Origin of the sequence: Rhizobium sp. PvP014, assembly GCF_017876855.1 — a bacterium.
Lineage (GTDB): Bacteria > Pseudomonadota > Alphaproteobacteria > Rhizobiales > Rhizobiaceae > Neorhizobium > Neorhizobium soli.
Genome location: NZ_JAGIOT010000002.1, coordinates 1,557,588 through 1,573,739 on the forward strand (window position 1 = coordinate 1,557,588; position 16,152 = coordinate 1,573,739).

Below are 16,152 nucleotides of genomic sequence, written 5' to 3' on the forward strand. Positions count from 1 at the left end.
GGACGGATAGGTTCGGCGAAGCCTGCTGGATCTGGATACCAATCAAGGGTGATGGTGAACGACATGGGCATGATGAATTCTACGCAAACAGTCCTCGACGAGAAAGCCATCATCGCCTCGGCCGAAAAGGCACTTGCCGATATCGCCGCCATCCGCGAGGAAGTCGCCAAGGTCATCTTCGGCCAGGAGCGTGTCGTCGAAAACACCATGCTCGCGGTCCTCTCGGGCGGTCATGCGCTGCTGGTCGGTGTTCCCGGCCTCGCCAAGACCAAACTCGTCTCGACGCTCGGCACCGTCCTCGGGCTGGATTCCAACCGCATCCAGTTCACCCCCGACCTGATGCCGTCGGATATTCTGGGCTCGGAAGTGATGGATACGGATGAGACCGGACGCCGCTCCTTCCGCTTCGTCAAGGGACCCGTCTTCGGACAGCTGCTGATGGCCGACGAAATCAACCGCGCCTCGCCCCGCACCCAGTCTGCGCTGCTGCAGGCCATGCAGGAATATCACATCACCGTCGCCGGCCAGCGCTATGACCTGCCCGCACCCTTCCACGTCCTTGCCACCCAGAACCCGCTGGAACAGGAAGGCACCTATCCGCTTCCCGAAGCACAGCTCGACCGTTTCCTCCTGCAGGTGGACGTCCTCTATCCGGAGCTTGCCGCCGAGCGCCAGATCCTGCTCGACACGACCGGCAGCGCCGAAGCCAAGGCACGCAGCGTGATCGACGCGACGCGGCTGAAGGATATCCAGGCGCTGATCCGCCAGATGCCCGTCTCCGACAAGGTGGTCGATGCGATCCTGTCGCTCGTCCGCTCGGCCCGCCCGGGCCACGGCAACGCTTCGACCGACAAGCATGTCGCCTGGGGTCCCGGCCCCCGTGCCGGCCAGTCGCTGATGTTGACGGCCCGCGCCCGTGCGCTTTACGAAGGCCGCCTCGCTCCTTCGCTCGACGATATCCACGCGCTTGCCGAACCGGTCCTGCAGCACCGCATGGCGCTGACATTTGCCGCCCGCGCCGAAGGCATGTCGGTGCGCGATGTCATTGCCGGCCTGGTCAAACAGGCCCGCGGCTGAAGATCGCCGGTTCAGGCTAGAAAGGAACCTCCGTGGCATCCATCGGCCAGATCGTCGATCAAACCGCCAGCAGCGATGTCCTCCATCGTGCCCAGCAGCGCGCCATGCTGGTGCCCGACTGCATGGTCGAGGCCAAGCGCATCGCCAATACGGTGATTGCCGGCTGGCACGGCCGCCGCAAGCGCGGCATGGGCGAAAACTTCTGGCAGTTCCGGCCCTATGCGGAGGGCGAAAGCCTGTCGCGAATCGACTGGCGCCGCTCCGCCCGCGACGACCATACCTATGTCCGCGACCGCGAATGGGAAGCCGCCCACACGATCTGGCTCTGGGCCGACATGTCGCCGTCGATGATGTACAAATCGACATTCGGATCGGTATCAAAGGAAAGCCGCGCGCTGGTCATCATGCTGGCGCTCGCCGAAATCCTGGCCCGCTCCGGCGAACGGATCGGATGCCCCGGCATCATGGAACCGGTCTCGGCCCGCAACGCCGCCGAACGGCTGGCGACCGCCATCATGCACGCGCCGCAGGCGACCGGCCTGCCGGACACGGGCATGATCCGCGGCCAGAGCGATATCGTCCTGATCGGCGATTTCCTCGATGACGCCGACAAGGTCATGGACCGCATCACGCCGCTCGGACGCCGCGGCCTGCGCGGCCATGTGATCGAGGTTGCCGATCCCGCCGAAGAGACATTCCCCTATACCGGCCGCACCGAATTCACCGATCCCGAAACCGGCGAAAAGCTCGTCTCCGGCCGCGCCGAAAACATCCGCGAGGACTATCAGCGCGCCTATCTCGCCCGCCGCGATGCGCTCGGAGAAGGCCTTCGCCGTCTCGGCTGGAGTTTCGTTTTCCACCGCACCGACCGTCTCGCCTCCGAAGCTCTCGTCGCCGTCCACGGCTACCTCTCCGGCATGCCGTCGCCTAGACGGATCGATAGCGGAAATATCGAGGACAGGTCATGAGCGCGCTCGCTTTCGCCTATCCCGCCATCCTGTTCGGCCTGATTGCCCTGCCCGCCATCTGGTGGCTGCTGCGGCTAACCCCGCCGCGGCCGAAGTCGGAAGTCTTCCCGCCCCTGCGCATTCTCGCAAGTGTGCTGAAGCGCGAGGAAACGCCGTCCCAGAGCCCGTGGTGGCTGACGCTCCTTCGGATGCTTCTCGCCGCAGCAATCATTCTCGCCATCGCCGATCCGGTCATCAACCCGCGCACGAGTTCGCTCAACACCGATGGCCCGCTGGCGCTCGTCATCGACAACGGCTGGGCAACATCGACCGACTGGGAACGCCGCGTCGAGACCGCCAATCTCCTGATCGACGATGCCGAAAGCGCTGACCTCCCGGTCGCGATCGCCTTCACCGCCGATCAGAACCAGGAAGCAACGCCCGGCAGTGCCGCCACAGCGCGTGACAAGCTCGCCGCCGCAAGCCCGAGGCCGCTGGTGCCCGACCGCACGCGCGCCGTCACCGCACTCCGGGAAGCCCTTAACGGCACCCGCCCCGGCACGCTGGCGCTCGTCTCCGACGGCATCGCCGCCACGACCGACGCCGAAACGATGACCGCCCTTGCCGGCCTCTCGGCAGGCGACATGCGCGTCCTCGAAGGCGATGGACAATCGGCCGTCGCGATCACCGGTGCCACCAACAATTCCACGGCGATGAATGTCAGCGCCACACGCCTTTCCACGGCTGGCACGCAGCAGTTCACCGTCAACGCGCTCGATCCGCAGGGTCGCTCGCTTGCCGCAGGCACGCTGGAATTTGCCGATGGCGCCAACACCGCAACGACGGAAATCTCCGCGCCGTTCGAACTGCGCAACGATTTCGCCCGCCTTTCCGTCGAAAGGATCGCAACCGCCGGTGCCGCCCACCTTCTCGACGACGGTTTCCGCCGCCGCCGCGTGGCGCTGATTGCCGGCGAAAGCGGCAGCGATTTCCAGCCGTTGCTGCAGCCGCTCTACTATATCAGCCGGGCGCTCCAGCCCTATGCCGATGTGATCCAGCCCAACACCGCCGATCTCTCGGTGTCGATCCCGCAGATCCTCGAAGACAATCCCTCGGCGATCATCATGGCCGATGTCGGCCGCCTGCCGCCGGAAATCTCGCAGCCGCTGCAGCGCTGGATTTCCCGTGGCGGTACGCTCGTCCGCTTCGCCGGACCGCGGCTTGCCGCAGCACCGGCCGACGATCCGCTGGTACCGGTCACCCTGCGACAGGGCGAACGTGCGCTCGGCGGCGCCATGTCCTGGTCGGAGCCGCAGGCACTCGCCGATTTCCCGAATTTCGGCCCCTTCGCCGGTCTTCCGCGCGCAGCCGATATCACCGTGACCCGCCAGGTTCTGGCCGAACCGACGCCGGATCTGGCCGAGCGTACCTGTGCAAGCCTTGCCGATGGCACGCCGCTAGTCACCGAAAAAGAAGTCGAGGCCGGCCGCATCGTGCTGTTCCACACCAGTGCCGAGGCAACCTGGTCGAACCTGCCGCTGTCAGGCAATTTCGTCGAAATGCTGCGCCGGCTGGTGCAGATGGCCCGCGTCGGCGGTGCTGCCGGTGGGAGCGCGTCCGGTGCGCCGGGAACCGAAGGTGCTGCCGCAGCCCTTCCGCCCTACCGTCTGCTGACCGCCGACGGCGTAATGACTACCGAGACCGGCGCTGCCCGTCCAATCACCATCCCGGCCAACGCCCGGCCTGTCGCAAGCTTCGACCACCCTCCGGGCCTCTACGGCACCGAAGACGGCTACTCCGCCGTCAATCTTCTTGCGCCGGCGACCGTGCTTGCCCCCTTCGATCCATCGGCCGGCGGAACGCAGGTGGCGCGGGAGCAACTGGCTGGCGGCGAGGCCGTGTCGCTGCGTCCGACCCTGTTTGCTCTCGCCTTCGCGCTCCTCGTCCTCGATAGCCTGGTAATGCTCTTCATGAACGGTGCCTTTTCCCGCCGCCCCGGACGCTCCAAGCCGACCTCCGCCCGGACGTCTGGCACCGCCGCGACCCTCATCCTCGGCTTCGCGTTGGGAATGGCGCTGCTCAACCCGAACCCGTCGCTCGCCCAGCAGCCACCCTCGCCGCCCGCTGCCGCGGCGCAACCGCAATCGGCCCAGCCGCAGCCATTTCGCGAAATGCAGCCCGGTGAAGGCGTAAAGCCTGGCGACGACCAGATCCTCGACCGCCTCGACACGACCCACCTCGCCTATGTCCAGACCGGCGAAAGCGATGTCGACAGCATCTCCGAACGCGGCCTCGACGGTCTCACCCAGTACATGAGCTACCGCACGACGCTCGAACCCGGCGCCCCTGTCGGCCTCGACATCGCCAAGGACGACCTCTCCTTCTATCCGATCATCTACTGGCCGGTCTCCGCGACAGCGCCGATGCCATCGCAGGCCTCGATCTCGCGCATTGACGCCTATATGCGCAACGGCGGCACGGTTCTGTTCGACACCCGCGACCAGGTCTCAGCACTCGATGGCAGCTCCAGCCCCAACGGCCTGCGGCTGCAGGAAATTCTTGCCACCATCGATATTCCGCCGCTCGAGCCGACACCGGAAAACCATGTTCTGACCCGCACCTTCTATCTCCTGAAGGACTTTCCCGGTCGCTATCGCGGCGGTCCGCTCTGGGTCGAAGCCCGTCAGGATGCCCGCAACTCCACCTCGCAGCTCTCCTCTGGCGGCGACGGCGTGACGCCGCTGCTGATCACCGGCAACGATTTTGCCGGCGCCTGGGCGGTCGATCAACAGGGCAATTCTATGCTCCCGACCGTACCGCCTGATGACATGCAGCGCGAATACGCCTACCGCGCCGGCGTCAACATCATGATGTATATGCTGACCGGCAACTACAAGGCCGACCAGGTCCACGTGCCCGCACTCCTCGAACGGCTGGGGCAGTAACCGATGACCATCGAATTCGCCCCCTTCTTTTCCTGGCCGATCCTCGCAGCCCTCGGCGCTCTGGCCCTCGTCCTTGCCGTCACCGCCCTATTGCGCGGCGTCCGTGGTGCGGTCCTTCGCACGCTGGCGCTCGGCGCCCTCCTGATGGCGCTCGCCAACCCGACGCTCAACCAGGAAGATCGTGACCAGCTCTCCACCATCGTGCCAATCGTCGTCGACCGCTCCCAGAGCCAGGAGACGGCGGGCCGCAAGCAGCAGACGGATCAGGCGCTGGCGGAACTGCGCGACCGCTTCTCCCGATATCCCCGCATCGAGACGCGTATCGTCGAGGCCGGAGACGATGTAGACAGCGACACACCATCGACGAAGCTGTTCACTGCGCTGCGCTCCGCGATGTCGGACGTTCCGCCGGCCCGTGTCGGCGGCGCCGTGTTCCTCACAGACGGCCAGATCCATGATCTCCCCGGCATCAATCAGGATCTCGGCTTCAACGCACCCGTCCACGGGCTGATCACCGGCCAGCCAAACGAATTCGACCGCCGCATCGAAGTGCTGCGCGCGCCCCGCTTCGGCATTGTCGGCGAAGAGCAGGAACTGACACTGCGCGTGTTCGACGACGGTCGCCAGGGCGGCGGCCCCGCCGAAGTCATCGTGCGCATGAACGGCCAGCAGATCGCCACGCTTCAGGCGACGCCCGGCGTCACCACCCCGTTCTCGTTCAACGTCCAGCGCGGCGGCAACAATGTCATGGAATTCTCGGTCGCGGAGCTGCCTGGCGAAGTGACCACCGCCAACAACCGCGCCGTCCATGTCATCGATGGCATCAGGCAGAACCTGCGCGTGCTGCTGGTCTCCGGCGAACCGCACGCCGGCGAACGCGCCTGGCGTAACCTTCTGAAATCCGACGCCTCCGTCGATCTCGTGCATTTCACCATCCTGCGCCCACCGGAAAAGCAGGACGGCACGCCGATCAACGAGTTGTCGCTGATCGCCTTCCCCACCCGCGAACTGTTCGTCGAGAAGATCAAGGATTTCGATCTGATCATCTTCGATCGCTACAAGCACCGCGGCGTGCTGCCGATCCTCTATTACGACTACATCTCCCAGTATGTGCAAAACGGCGGCGCGCTGCTGATCGCGGCAGGCCCGGAACACGCTGGCGAAGATTCGATCGCCGCGACGCCGCTCGAACAGGTCCTGCCGGCCGCACCCACAGGTGAAGTCCACAATGCCGGCTTCTTCCCGCATCTGTCGGAAGTCGGCACCAAGCACCCGGTCACCCGCGGCCTCGAAGGCTCCAACCAGACGCCGCCCGCCTGGGGACGCTGGTTCCGCACCATCGATGTCGACCCGCCGCAGGGCCAGACGGTGATGGAAGGCGATGGCGATCGCCCTCTCCTCGTCCTCAACCGTCAGGGCGAAGGCCGCGTCGCCATGCTCCTGTCGGATCAGGGCTGGCTCTGGGCCCGTGGCTTCGAAGGCGGCGGCCCGCATGTGGCGCTCTATCGCCGCATCGCTCACTGGCTGATGAAGGAACCGGAACTGGAGGAAGAGGCGCTGACCGCACGGTCTGTCGGCCGAACCCTTGCCGCCACCCGCCAGACGATCGGCGACGATCCCGGCCCAGCCACGATCCGCTATCCGTCCGGCCGCACCGAAACCGTCCAGATGACGCCCGCCGGCCCCGGCGAGTATCGCTATGAAAGCCGCATGGATGAAACCGGCCTGTTCGAGGTGAGAAACGGCGACTTCCAGACCCTTGTTCATGTCGGCGCGGTCGACTCGCCCGAGTTCAAGGCAATGATCTCCACCGAGGCAACCTTGCGGCCCTATGCCGACAAGACCCGCGGCCTCGTGACCCGCGTCGCCTCGGGCGACGGCATCACCATCCCCGACATCCTGCCGGTCCGCGGCGAAGTTCGTGTCAGTGATCCCAACCGCATGGTTATCCGCATGACCGACGAGACGGTGCTGCGCGGCATCAACACGCTGCCACTGTTTGCAGGCTTTGCCGGCCTGTCGGTGCTGTTGTTCGCGATGGCTGCGATGTGGTGGCGCGAGGGTCGCTGATGGGCCACGAGCTTAATCTCACCGACGCGCCGACCTCAGACGATTTAGCAATCGTCAGCAGCGGCCTCACCGCCTTCAACGAAGGCGAAGTCGGCCCCTCCGACAGGAAACTGCTCGCCGTACTGATCCGCGACGAGAGCGGCACAGTCATCGGCGGTCTGTCGGGCTACACGTCCTGGGGCTGGCTCTTCACGCAATTGCTGTTCATTCCGGAAACCCTGCGCGGCAAGGGCATGGCAGCAAAGCTCCTGACCGAGGCCGAAAATGAAGCCCGTACCCGCGGCTGCAAGGGCGCCTGGATCGATACGTTCAACCCACTCGCCCTCAAGGCCTACAAGAGCCACGGCTACCAAGTGTTTGGCGAGATTCCAAATTTCGTCGAAACCAGAACCCGCACCTTCCTTCAAAAAGCGCTTTAGTCTATCCATCTCGGCCGCAATCTGGGAGCATGGATATGGATCTGGAAATCGTCGAAGGCATCTCGCAGCAGGATGAAGACATCATCCTCGACAAGCTGAAAGCCTTCAATATCGAATGCTTCGGCGAGAGCGACCGCCGCGAACTGGCAATCCCGCTGCGTGATACGGCGGGCGATATGGCCGGCGGCCTCATCGGCTATACCGGCCGCGGCTGGCTTTACATCTCGATGCTGTTCATCCCCGAATGGATGCGCGCCAAGGGCCTCGCCACCCGCCTGCTCACCATGGCGGAAGCGGAAGCCGCCAAGCGTGGCTGTATCGGCGCCTATATCGATACGATGAACCCGGCAGCACTCGCGCTCTATCTGAAGCTCGGCTACCACCCGATCGGCAAGCTCGAAGGCCTCGCCGGCGGACATGACGTAACGTGGCTGGAAAAACGATTCTAGATCAGAGGCTTGGCGGCAAGTCCTGACGGATCACAGCTCCCGCCAGCCGATCACGCCCTTCAGCCCGTCATGCACACCGTCCTTGAGCGGCACGACCAGCACCCGGCCCGGATCGACCGGTCCCGGAAAATCGAGCGCATCATAGGCCACCTTCTCGAAGCCGAGCGGCATGTAATAGGGCGGATCTCCGATCAGGATCACGGCTTCCGAACCATGGCGGCGCGCGGCATCGATGGCAATCCGCACCAGTTCGCGGCCAATCCCGAGGTTCTTGTGCGACGGCCTGACCGCCAGCGGGCCCAGCATATGGCCCTTCACGCTTCCCGCCAGAACCGGCGTCATCCTCACCGAAGCGATCGTCTCACCATCGTCAGCGCAGACAAACGAGATCGACCGGTCATGCGGCCCCTGCTCGCGAATGCGGGATGCGGCGCGCACATGCCGACCGGGACCGAAAGCCTCCTCGTTGATCACCTCGATGATGTCATCGTGAGACGCATCCTCGGTCAGATAGACGAGGTCGTGTTTCGCCATGGACTTGGCGGTGTTTTCGGACGAAGAATTCTGGGATGTTGAGGATTGCGACGCAACAAGATGCAGGGACATGGAGAACCGAAGCCGTAGGGAGAGAGCAGACAGGACGAGCGATATCGCGACGCGTTTTCAGGCGTCGTGGTCGATCTTCAGCGTCGTCGCAGTGTCCGCACTTCGGTCATTTTCTTGATGTTCCCGAACAATCGTGACAAGCGAGCTATCAGAAAATTTTCCACCCGTCCAATCCAAAAACGCAGCGTTTACCAAATCGCACCTCGTCATTGTCTGGCACTGCCGTATCTAATGGGCAGCACAACCAAGGAGATTGCTATGGGCATGCTGGTAGACGGCAAGTGGCACGACGTCTGGTACGACACCAAGGCCAGCAAGGGGCATTTCAAGCGTTCCGAATCACAGTTCCGCAATTGGGTAACGGCTGACGGGTCCTCCGGACCGTCGGGCACCTCCGGCTTCAAGGCCGAGGCAGGGCGCTACCATCTCTATGTCTCGCTCGCCTGCCCCTGGGCGCACCGCACGCTGATCTTCCGCAACCTCAAGAAGCTGCAGGATCTGATCTCGGTCTCCGTCGTCGATTACCTGATGCTGGAAAACGGCTGGGAATTCCGCAAACGCGACGGCGCAACCGGCGACGCCGTGTTCGGCTCCGACTATCTCTACCAGGTCTATCTCAAAGCCGATCCCGCCTATTCCGGCCGCGTCACGGTTCCGGTCCTTTGGGACAAGCAGCAGAACACGATTGTCTCGAACGAAAGCGCCGAAATCATCCGCATGATGAACAGCGCCTTCGACGGCATCACCGGTTCCGATGTCGATTTCTACCCTGAAGATCTGCGCATTGAGATCGACGCGATCAACGCGGTCATCTACAACACCGTCAACAACGGCGTCTACAAGGCCGGCTTCGCCACCACGCAAGACGCCTATGAAGAGGCCGTCTCAAAGCTGTTCGAAACGCTCGACAGTCTCGAGACCCGTCTCTCGAAAAGCCGCTACCTGCTCGGAGACAAGCTGACCGAAGCCGACTGGCGGCTGTTCACCACACTCATCCGCTTCGATCCGGTCTATGTCGGCCACTTCAAATGCAACATCCGCCGCATCGCCGACTACCCGAACCTTTCAGCCTATCTGCGCGATCTCTACCAGCACGAGGGCGTGGCCGAGACCTGCAATCTCCTCCACATCAAGCACCACTACTACGAGAGCCACAAAACCATAAACCCGACCGGCATCGTCCCGACAGGACCAGAGCTCGATCTCGACGCACCGCATGGGCGGGGGTAGGAAAGCGGGTAACTCTCACCAGTACTCCCCCTTCTCGATCTTTCCCGAAAGCTCCTGCAATCGGCGCGCTGTTGCCTGCGTGACCTCAGGCGGTAGCGCGTCGAGCGCAAAGAAGCCGCTTTCCGCAATTTCGTAATCCGCGGTGCGCGGCGCCTTCTGGTTGACGTTGACCTTGTAGAACAGCACGTGGTCGCGCTTCGATGCGTTGCGGTTCAGGTAGACGTGGAAAAGCTCCGGCACTCCCAGGACTTCCAGATTGCCCTCTTCCCGCAGTTCCTTGTGCAGCGCCTGAAGCGCGGTTTCGCCGCGTTCCATTCCGCCGCCGGGCATATACCATCCGGGAACATAGGTGTGGCGCACCAGGAAAATCCGGCCTTCGTCATCGAAACAGGCGGCCCGGACACCCATCGTCATGCCGCGGGTGACGATGAACGCCTTGTGCATCAGCCAGACGAGAATGCGGGCGCGGCCGCCAGTAACTTCGGGAATGCCCTGCTCAACCATTCAGGCGTTCCACTTCATAACTTCGGGAGCGGCGATAAATTCGGTACCAATTGCTCTCTCATGCGTTATGTCTTCGCCATGTTCAAGTTCGCGCATATTTCCGATATCCACCTGGGGCCCCTTCCGCGGCTGACGATGCGCGAGCTTCTGTCAAAACGCATCACCGGTTTCGTCAACTGGCACCGCACCCGCCGTAAGCATCTTCTCGTCAACACGCTGGATCTACTGTTGAGCGACATGAAGGACCGAGAGCCGGACCAGTTGCTCATCACAGGCGATCTGGTCAATTTGGCGACCAAGATCGAAACCCGGCTGGCCCGCGAATGGCTCGACACGATCGGCGATCCCGCCGACACCACAGTCGTGCCGGGCAATCACGATGCCTATGTGCCGGGCGCTCACGACAAGTCGGTTGCCGCCTGGTATCCCTTCGTGAAAAGCGACGACGATCCGGGCGAATGGCCGAAGGACGATCACATCTTCCCGACCTACCGGGAGCGTGGCCCGATCGCCATCATCGGCTGCTCCACATCCAACGCGACGCCGCCGTTTTCCGCATCCGGCTATTTCAGCCCGCGCCAGGCGCGCGAAACCGTGAACCTGCTGAAGAAAGCCGGCGAACGTGGCCTGTTCCGCGTGGTGATGATTCACCACCCGCCGATCCACGGCGCGGCGTCATCGCACAAGCGTATGATCGGCATCCGTCGATTTGCTGCGGCCATCTCGACCGGCGGCGCCGAACTGGTGTTGCACGGCCATACGCATCTCAACACCGTCTACGAACTCAAGACCCATAACCGGCGCGTGCCGGTCGTCGGTATCGCGTCCGCCTCGCAGGGTCCGGGCGGCCACAAGCCACCTGCTTCCTACAACCTGTTTTCGCTGTCGGGCGAACCTGGCAACTGGAACCTGGTTTGCGAACGCTACGGGCTGACACAGGCAGGTGACGGCATTGCGCTGGACAGCAGCCACGTCTTTTATGGCGATCAACCGATGCCTATGCCGGCGATCCAGCCCGAGACCGTCGAAATCTTGTAGATTAATTGCGTCGCCTGTTGCAAATGCATCACATTCGATTCATAGCTTAACGAGATGGCCGTAATCATAACGCATAGCCCCGTTAAGCTTGTTTCCGCATGAACAATCCGACCCAGACCATGGACATTCGCCGTGACCTCGTAGCCTTGCTGCCGAGGCTTCGTCGTTTCGCGTTGACGCTTGCAGGCACCGCCGAGGATGCTGACAGGCTGGTGCGCGAAGTCTGTTCGCGTGCAATCCAGAAAAGCCATCACTGGAAGGGCGAAGGCCGCATCGAAAGCTGGCTGTTCAGCCTGATGCGCACAGCCTGGTCCGACGAGATCAAGAAGCGCCGCAAGACCCAGCCGTCCTCCACCCCGAAGGCACAGGGCGTCGTATCGGCTACCGAAATTTCCACGATGGCCACATCGGACCAGATCCTTCTGTCCCTGCCCTCAGGCCTCGCCAGTGTCTTCCTTCTCGTCGATGTCGAATCGTTTGCCTATGGCGAAGCGGCGGCGATCCTCGGCATTCCGAAACAGGCCTTCGCCGAACGCCTGTGTTCTGCACGGCTCAGACTGTCGGAAATCGCGCCGGAAGCATCGGAGCGCCGCGCATGAACGCCAGTGCTTCCTCGCCCGCGCTAGAACGGCGCATTTCTGCCTTCCTGGATGGCGAAGCCAACGAACACGAACGGCAGGAGATCGAAGCGCTTCTGGTCAACGAGCCTCAGGCGCGGGCCCTGCATGACAGTCTGAAGCGCGGCACGGATTACGGCCGGCGCGTCTTCGACGATGCCATGAAGGAACCGCTGCCGCTCGAACTCGTCCGCACCATCAAGAACGCACCACTGCCGCGCCGCGCGATCAGGCTGCCTGATGACAAAAAGCGTCAGGCACTCTCGTTCAAGCCAAGCAGAACGCAGGCCCTTGTCGCATGTCTTCTCAGTCTCTGCCTCGGCGGCGGAATCGGCTATGCGCTCGGCACCCAGCCGGGATCGACCCGTCTCGGCGGCTCGGAAGTGCAGCTCGATTCGCGGGACTGGCTTGACGACGTCGTCGCCCATTACCGGCTCTATACCCGCTTGCCCGATCGTCTGGTGGAAATCGGTGCCGACAGGCCGGGCGATATTCTCGCATGGCTGACCACGGGCACCGGCATCGCCTTTCGCATTCCGGACCTGTCGCAAAGCGGGCTGACCTTTGCCGGCGCAAGGCTTTTCACCGCCGACAACCGCCCCTCGGGCCTCCTCCTCTACCGCCGCGGCGATGAGGGAGAGATCATCGCGATCACCTTCTCCAAGACCCGTTCGGACACCAACAAACCGGTCGAGGACATCCGCGCCGATACGGGCCTTGTGTCCTGGAGCACGCCGCTCGCGACCTATGTCGTCGTCGGCCCCTCCTCCGCCGCCGATCTCGACGAGATCGCCGCCAAGGCCGCGGGACTGATCTGAGCCTCCGGCCTGCATCGAAGCCTATCCGCCCGATCTGATCCAAACAAAAAGCCGCATCGGCTAGCGATGCGGCTTGTGTCTTCTCATACCCTACAGGCCCCGGCTTACCGGCCGCGTTCTTCCAACACGCGGTTGGCGGCCGACACGATCGCGTCGAGCGATGCCGTCACGATGTTGTTGTTGATGCCGGCGCCAAACAGCTTGCCACCCGGATGCTCAACCTCGACATAGGCGATCGCCGAGGCGTTCGAGCCATGCTGCAGCGAGTGTTCCGAATACTCATTCACCGACAACTCGATCCCGAGATAGGCCGACAGCGCGTTGATGAACCCGTCGATCGGGCCCGTGCCGCGGCCTTCGATCGTCTTCGTCTCACCACCATCGGTGATCTCGGCGGAAACGACGCGGATGCCCTTGTGCTCCATCCCGGCCGGGAACGTCTGGTGATCGACGAATCTCAGCCGTGCTGAAGGCTGGTCCACATAGCGCTCGATAAAGCGCTCATGGATGCGCTTGGAAGCGACTTCCTTGCCTTCCTCGTCAGTAATCCGCTGGATGTCCTCGCGGAACTCCACCTGCAGATTGCGCGGCAGGTTGATGCCGTAATCCTGCTGCAGGATATAGGCGATGCCGCCCTTGCCCGATTGCGAGTTGATGCGGATGATCGCCTCGTAGGACCGGCCGACGTCGCGCGGGTCGATCGGCAGGTAAGGCACTTCCCACACCGGATGGTTGGCGGTCTTGATTGCCTTCATGCCCTTGTTGATCGCATCCTGGTGCGAGCCGGAAAACGCCGTATAGACCAGTTCGCCGACGTAAGGATGGCGCTCGGGAATGACCATTTCGTTGGAATATTCGTAGACGTCCTTGATGCGCTCGATATCGGTGCAGTCCAGCCCAGGATCAACGCCCTGCGTGTACATGTTGAGCGCCAGCGTCACCACGTCGACATTGCCGGTGCGCTCGCCATTGCCAAACAGCGTGCCTTCGACGCGGTCGGCGCCAGCCATCAGCGCCAGCTCGGTCGCGGCAATCCCGGTGCCACGGTCGTTGTGCGGGTGCAGCGAGATGATGACGTTCTCGCGATTGTCGATATTGCGGCACATCCATTCGATCTGGTCGGCATAGATGTTCGGCGTCGCCATCTCGACGGTCGAGGGCAGGTTGAGGATCAGCTTGTTGTCAGCGGTCGGCTTTACCACCTCGATGACTGCGTTGCAGATCTCCAGCGCCACTTCCAGCTCGGTGCCGGTAAAGCTTTCCGGCGAATATTCGAACCGGTAATCGCCGCCGGCCTTGGCAGCCATGTCGGTGATCATCTTCGCCGCGTCGACGGCGATCTGCTTGATACCGCGGACATCCTTGCCGAACACCACACGGCGCTGCAGTTCCGATGTCGAGTTGTAGAAGTGGATGATCGGATGCTTGGCGCCTTCCAGCGATTCGAACGTGCGGGTGATCAGTTCCGGCCGGCACTGAACCAGTACCTGCATCGACACATCGTCGGGAACGCCACCCTCTTCGATGCACCAACGGGCAAAGTCGAAATCGGTCTGCGAAGCCGACGGGAAACCGATCTCGATTTCCTTGAAACCCATATCCAGGAGCAGCTTGAACATGCGGGCCTTGCGATCGTGGCCCATCGGGTTGACCAGCGACTGGTTGCCGTCACGCAGGTCCACCGAGCACCAGATCGGCGCCTTGTCGATCACCTTCGACGGCCAGGTCCGGTCGGGAATGTTGATGGCGGGATAGGCACGGTATTTCACCGCCGCGTCGGCCATACCCTTAGCCTTGTTGGCAGTAGTCACGTTGGAATTCTTGGCGTCCATGGTCTTCAAGTCCTCGTCCTATCCATCCGCCGCGCGCCGCACTTTTGGGGCCTGCTTGGTGAGGATGGCGACCTCTTAAGGTCTGTCTCAGCTATATCGGTAAATCTTGCGAGGAGCTCTTACGCCGGCGGGCTTTCGGCCGCCGGGCGCTCCTCAACGGACCCGGCAACCGAGTGTAAGGTCGAGGCTAAGAAGCGAGAGAGGCGCGAAAACCGTCGCCCCGGCAGCGAAGCTGCGGGTCGGCAAACGGTCGGACATGATCGCACCTGTCATGGTCATGGAAGAATCTATAGCGGGCGGGCAGAGAACGTGCAAGTGCACTTTCGAACGGCATTTGATGTTGCAACGACGGCCGCGGTTCCCTTTCAAGGGAATCTTTCGCGTCTGAGAGCCTTCTGCAAACCCATCATCACGCCACCGGCCAGCAGACCCCAGAACGCCCCCGAGATCCCGGCGAAGGCGATTCCGGAAGCGGTGACCATAAAGGTGATGGCCGCAGCCTCGCGGGTAGCGGGATTGTGGTAGGCGGCGTATGCCGCGTTCGAGAACGCGCCGATCAGCCCGAGCCCGGCGACGGCCTGCAACAGGATCGGCGGCGCGAGCGATACGAAGGCGATAATGCCGCCGGCCACCAGCCCCAGCGCCGCATAGCTGAAGCCGCCGATGATCGCCGCTACGTAACGCCGGGCGGGATCCGGATGAGCGTCGGTACTGGCGCACATCGCCGCCGTGATCGCCGCCATGTTGACCGGCACGCCGCCAAAAACGCCGACAAGCGAGGACAGGGCGCCGGTTGCCACGAACATCGGTCCGGGATGCGGCTCGTATCCGTGCGCCTTGAGGATCGCGATGCCGGGAATGTTCTGCGACGCCATGGTGACGATAAACAGTGGCACCGCCACGGAAATCGCGCCGTGCCAGGTAAACACCGGCTCGACGAACACGAATTGCGGATGGATCGCAGCGCCGATCTGGCTCAGCGTATCTGCCGGCAGGTCGACGCCGAAGATCAGCACCAGCATCATCGCGGCAAGCGAGGCCGGCACGGCCAGAAGCCGCCAGCGCGACACGACGACCGCCCAGGTCAGCACGATCGGCAGTCCCAGCATCGGGTCGAACGCCACCGCCTTCACGGGAGCAAGACACAGGCCGAGCAGGATACCGGCCAGCATCGCATTGGCAAGCGGCCCCGGGATCATCCGGATCGCGCGCCCGAGCGGCTGGAACAGGCCCGACAGCATGATCAGCCCGCCACAGATGACGAAGGCGCCGACGGCTGCGGGAAATCCGCCCTCGATCATCCCGATCCCCGAGAGAAGAGCGGCACCAGGCGTCGACCATGCAATGCTGATCGGCATCTTGAGAGCGGCCGAGAAACTCACGGCAAGGATACCGAGCGCCAGGGAAAGCGCCAGGAGCGCGGAGGCAACCTGATCGCTATTGGCGCCCATTGCCTGCAAACCCTGGATAATCACGGCAAACGAACTGACGAAACCGACAAACGCGGTCAGCATCCCCATCGTCAGGGCGGAAAAAGAGAAGTCTTTGAGCATGATGAGAACCCGACGCGGTGAAGGGTGCATGGAGCACGACCCGCCGC

At 63.1% G+C, this 16,152-nt stretch carries 14 protein-coding genes; 10 read left to right on the forward strand and 4 right to left on the reverse strand.

What is annotated here, in order from left to right; all coding sequences use genetic code 11:
• Positions 1-63 precede the first annotated feature (63 nt).
• Genes J3A65_RS12125 through J3A65_RS12150 form a run of 6 tightly spaced genes read left to right on the forward strand, consistent with a single transcriptional unit; the run spans position 64 to position 7,907 of the window.
• Entirely contained in the window at positions 64-1,077 is a 1,014-nt protein-coding gene (locus J3A65_RS12125; protein ID WP_062457917.1) for a MoxR family ATPase, read from the forward strand.
• A 32-nt stretch (positions 1,078-1,109) separates the two neighbouring features.
• Entirely contained in the window at positions 1,110-2,045 is a 936-nt protein-coding gene (locus J3A65_RS12130; protein ID WP_209901398.1) for a DUF58 domain-containing protein, read from the forward strand.
• Entirely contained in the window at positions 2,042-4,969 is a 2,928-nt protein-coding gene (locus J3A65_RS12135; RefSeq protein WP_209901400.1) for a DUF4159 domain-containing protein, read from the forward strand. Before J3A65_RS12130 ends, J3A65_RS12135 begins: the two co-directional genes overlap by 4 nt.
• A 3-nt stretch (positions 4,970-4,972) precedes the next feature.
• Complete coding sequence (locus J3A65_RS12140) at positions 4,973-7,039, forward strand: hypothetical protein (protein WP_209901403.1); 2,067 nt, start codon at positions 4,973-4,975, stop codon at positions 7,037-7,039.
• A complete protein-coding gene (locus J3A65_RS12145) occupies positions 7,039-7,458 on the forward strand; it encodes a GNAT family N-acetyltransferase (protein WP_113110754.1) in 420 nt (139 codons plus the stop codon). Before J3A65_RS12140 ends, J3A65_RS12145 begins: the two co-directional genes overlap by 1 nt.
• Positions 7,459-7,487: 29 nt before the next feature.
• A complete protein-coding gene (locus J3A65_RS12150) occupies positions 7,488-7,907 on the forward strand; it encodes a GNAT family N-acetyltransferase (protein WP_209901406.1) in 420 nt (139 codons plus the stop codon).
• Positions 7,908-7,937: 30 nt separating this feature from the next.
• Here the strand turns inward: J3A65_RS12150 and J3A65_RS12155 are convergent, their stop codons facing one another.
• Positions 7,938-8,441 (reverse strand): N-acetyltransferase, encoded by a 504-nt coding sequence (locus J3A65_RS12155; RefSeq protein WP_062455683.1) that lies wholly within the window; start codon positions 8,439-8,441, stop codon positions 7,938-7,940.
• 330 nt (positions 8,442-8,771) lie between these two features.
• Here J3A65_RS12155 and J3A65_RS12160 point away from each other — a divergent pair, with 330 nt between their 5' ends.
• Positions 8,772-9,743, forward strand: a complete 972-nt coding sequence (locus tag J3A65_RS12160; RefSeq protein WP_209901409.1) for a glutathione S-transferase family protein — start codon at positions 8,772-8,774, stop codon at positions 9,741-9,743.
• A 15-nt stretch (positions 9,744-9,758) separates the two neighbouring features.
• Here J3A65_RS12160 and J3A65_RS12165 read toward each other — a convergent pair whose 3' ends face one another.
• Positions 9,759-10,247 (reverse strand): NUDIX domain-containing protein, encoded by a 489-nt coding sequence (locus J3A65_RS12165; protein WP_062455673.1) that lies wholly within the window; start codon positions 10,245-10,247, stop codon positions 9,759-9,761.
• Between the two features lie 78 nt (positions 10,248-10,325).
• Between J3A65_RS12165 and J3A65_RS12170 the strand changes: the two genes are divergently transcribed.
• From J3A65_RS12170 to J3A65_RS12180, 3 genes are all read left to right on the forward strand, one after another.
• Entirely contained in the window at positions 10,326-11,285 is a 960-nt protein-coding gene (locus J3A65_RS12170) for a metallophosphoesterase (RefSeq protein WP_209903478.1), read from the forward strand.
• 98 nt (positions 11,286-11,383) lie between these two features.
• Positions 11,384-11,884, forward strand: a complete 501-nt coding sequence (locus J3A65_RS12175; protein ID WP_209901411.1) for an RNA polymerase sigma factor — start codon at positions 11,384-11,386, stop codon at positions 11,882-11,884.
• Positions 11,881-12,720, forward strand: coding sequence for an anti-sigma factor (locus J3A65_RS12180; RefSeq protein ID WP_209901413.1), 840 nt, complete (start codon positions 11,881-11,883; stop codon positions 12,718-12,720). The genes J3A65_RS12175 and J3A65_RS12180 overlap by 4 nt, the downstream gene beginning before the upstream one ends.
• A 104-nt stretch (positions 12,721-12,824) precedes the next feature.
• Here the strand turns inward: J3A65_RS12180 and leuA are convergent, their stop codons facing one another.
• Complete coding sequence (gene leuA, locus J3A65_RS12185; protein ID WP_209903480.1) at positions 12,825-14,552, reverse strand: 2-isopropylmalate synthase; 1,728 nt, start codon at positions 14,550-14,552, stop codon at positions 12,825-12,827.
• 365 nt (positions 14,553-14,917) lie between these two features.
• Complete coding sequence (locus tag J3A65_RS12190) at positions 14,918-16,105, reverse strand: benzoate/H(+) symporter BenE family transporter (protein ID WP_209901414.1); 1,188 nt, start codon at positions 16,103-16,105, stop codon at positions 14,918-14,920.
• Positions 16,106-16,152: the final 47 nt, after the last annotated feature.

Excerpts from the sequence above, each read along its gene's own strand:
- J3A65_RS12125 (WP_062457917.1), top strand. The coding sequence starts at position 64 with ATGGGCATGATGAATTCTACGCAAACAGTCCTCGACGAGAAAGCCATC.
- J3A65_RS12135 (WP_209901400.1), top strand. The coding sequence starts at position 2,042 with ATGAGCGCGCTCGCTTTCGCCTATCCCGCCATCCTGTTCGGCCTGATT.
- J3A65_RS12140 (WP_209901403.1), top strand. The coding sequence starts at position 4,973 with ATGACCATCGAATTCGCCCCCTTCTTTTCCTGGCCGATCCTCGCAGCC.
- J3A65_RS12145 (WP_113110754.1), top strand. The coding sequence starts at position 7,039 with ATGGGCCACGAGCTTAATCTCACCGACGCGCCGACCTCAGACGATTTA.
- J3A65_RS12150 (WP_209901406.1), top strand. The coding sequence starts at position 7,488 with ATGGATATGGATCTGGAAATCGTCGAAGGCATCTCGCAGCAGGATGAA.
- J3A65_RS12155 (WP_062455683.1), bottom strand. The coding sequence starts at position 8,441 with ATGGCGAAACACGACCTCGTCTATCTGACCGAGGATGCGTCTCACGAT.
- J3A65_RS12160 (WP_209901409.1), top strand. The coding sequence starts at position 8,772 with ATGGGCATGCTGGTAGACGGCAAGTGGCACGACGTCTGGTACGACACC.
- J3A65_RS12165 (WP_062455673.1), bottom strand. The coding sequence starts at position 10,247 with ATGGTTGAGCAGGGCATTCCCGAAGTTACTGGCGGCCGCGCCCGCATT.
- J3A65_RS12170 (WP_209903478.1), top strand. The coding sequence starts at position 10,326 with ATGTTCAAGTTCGCGCATATTTCCGATATCCACCTGGGGCCCCTTCCG.
- J3A65_RS12175 (WP_209901411.1), top strand. The coding sequence starts at position 11,384 with ATGAACAATCCGACCCAGACCATGGACATTCGCCGTGACCTCGTAGCC.
- J3A65_RS12180 (WP_209901413.1), top strand. The coding sequence starts at position 11,881 with ATGAACGCCAGTGCTTCCTCGCCCGCGCTAGAACGGCGCATTTCTGCC.
- leuA (WP_209903480.1), bottom strand. The coding sequence starts at position 14,552 with ATGGACGCCAAGAATTCCAACGTGACTACTGCCAACAAGGCTAAGGGT.
- J3A65_RS12190 (WP_209901414.1), bottom strand. The coding sequence starts at position 16,105 with ATGCTCAAAGACTTCTCTTTTTCCGCCCTGACGATGGGGATGCTGACC.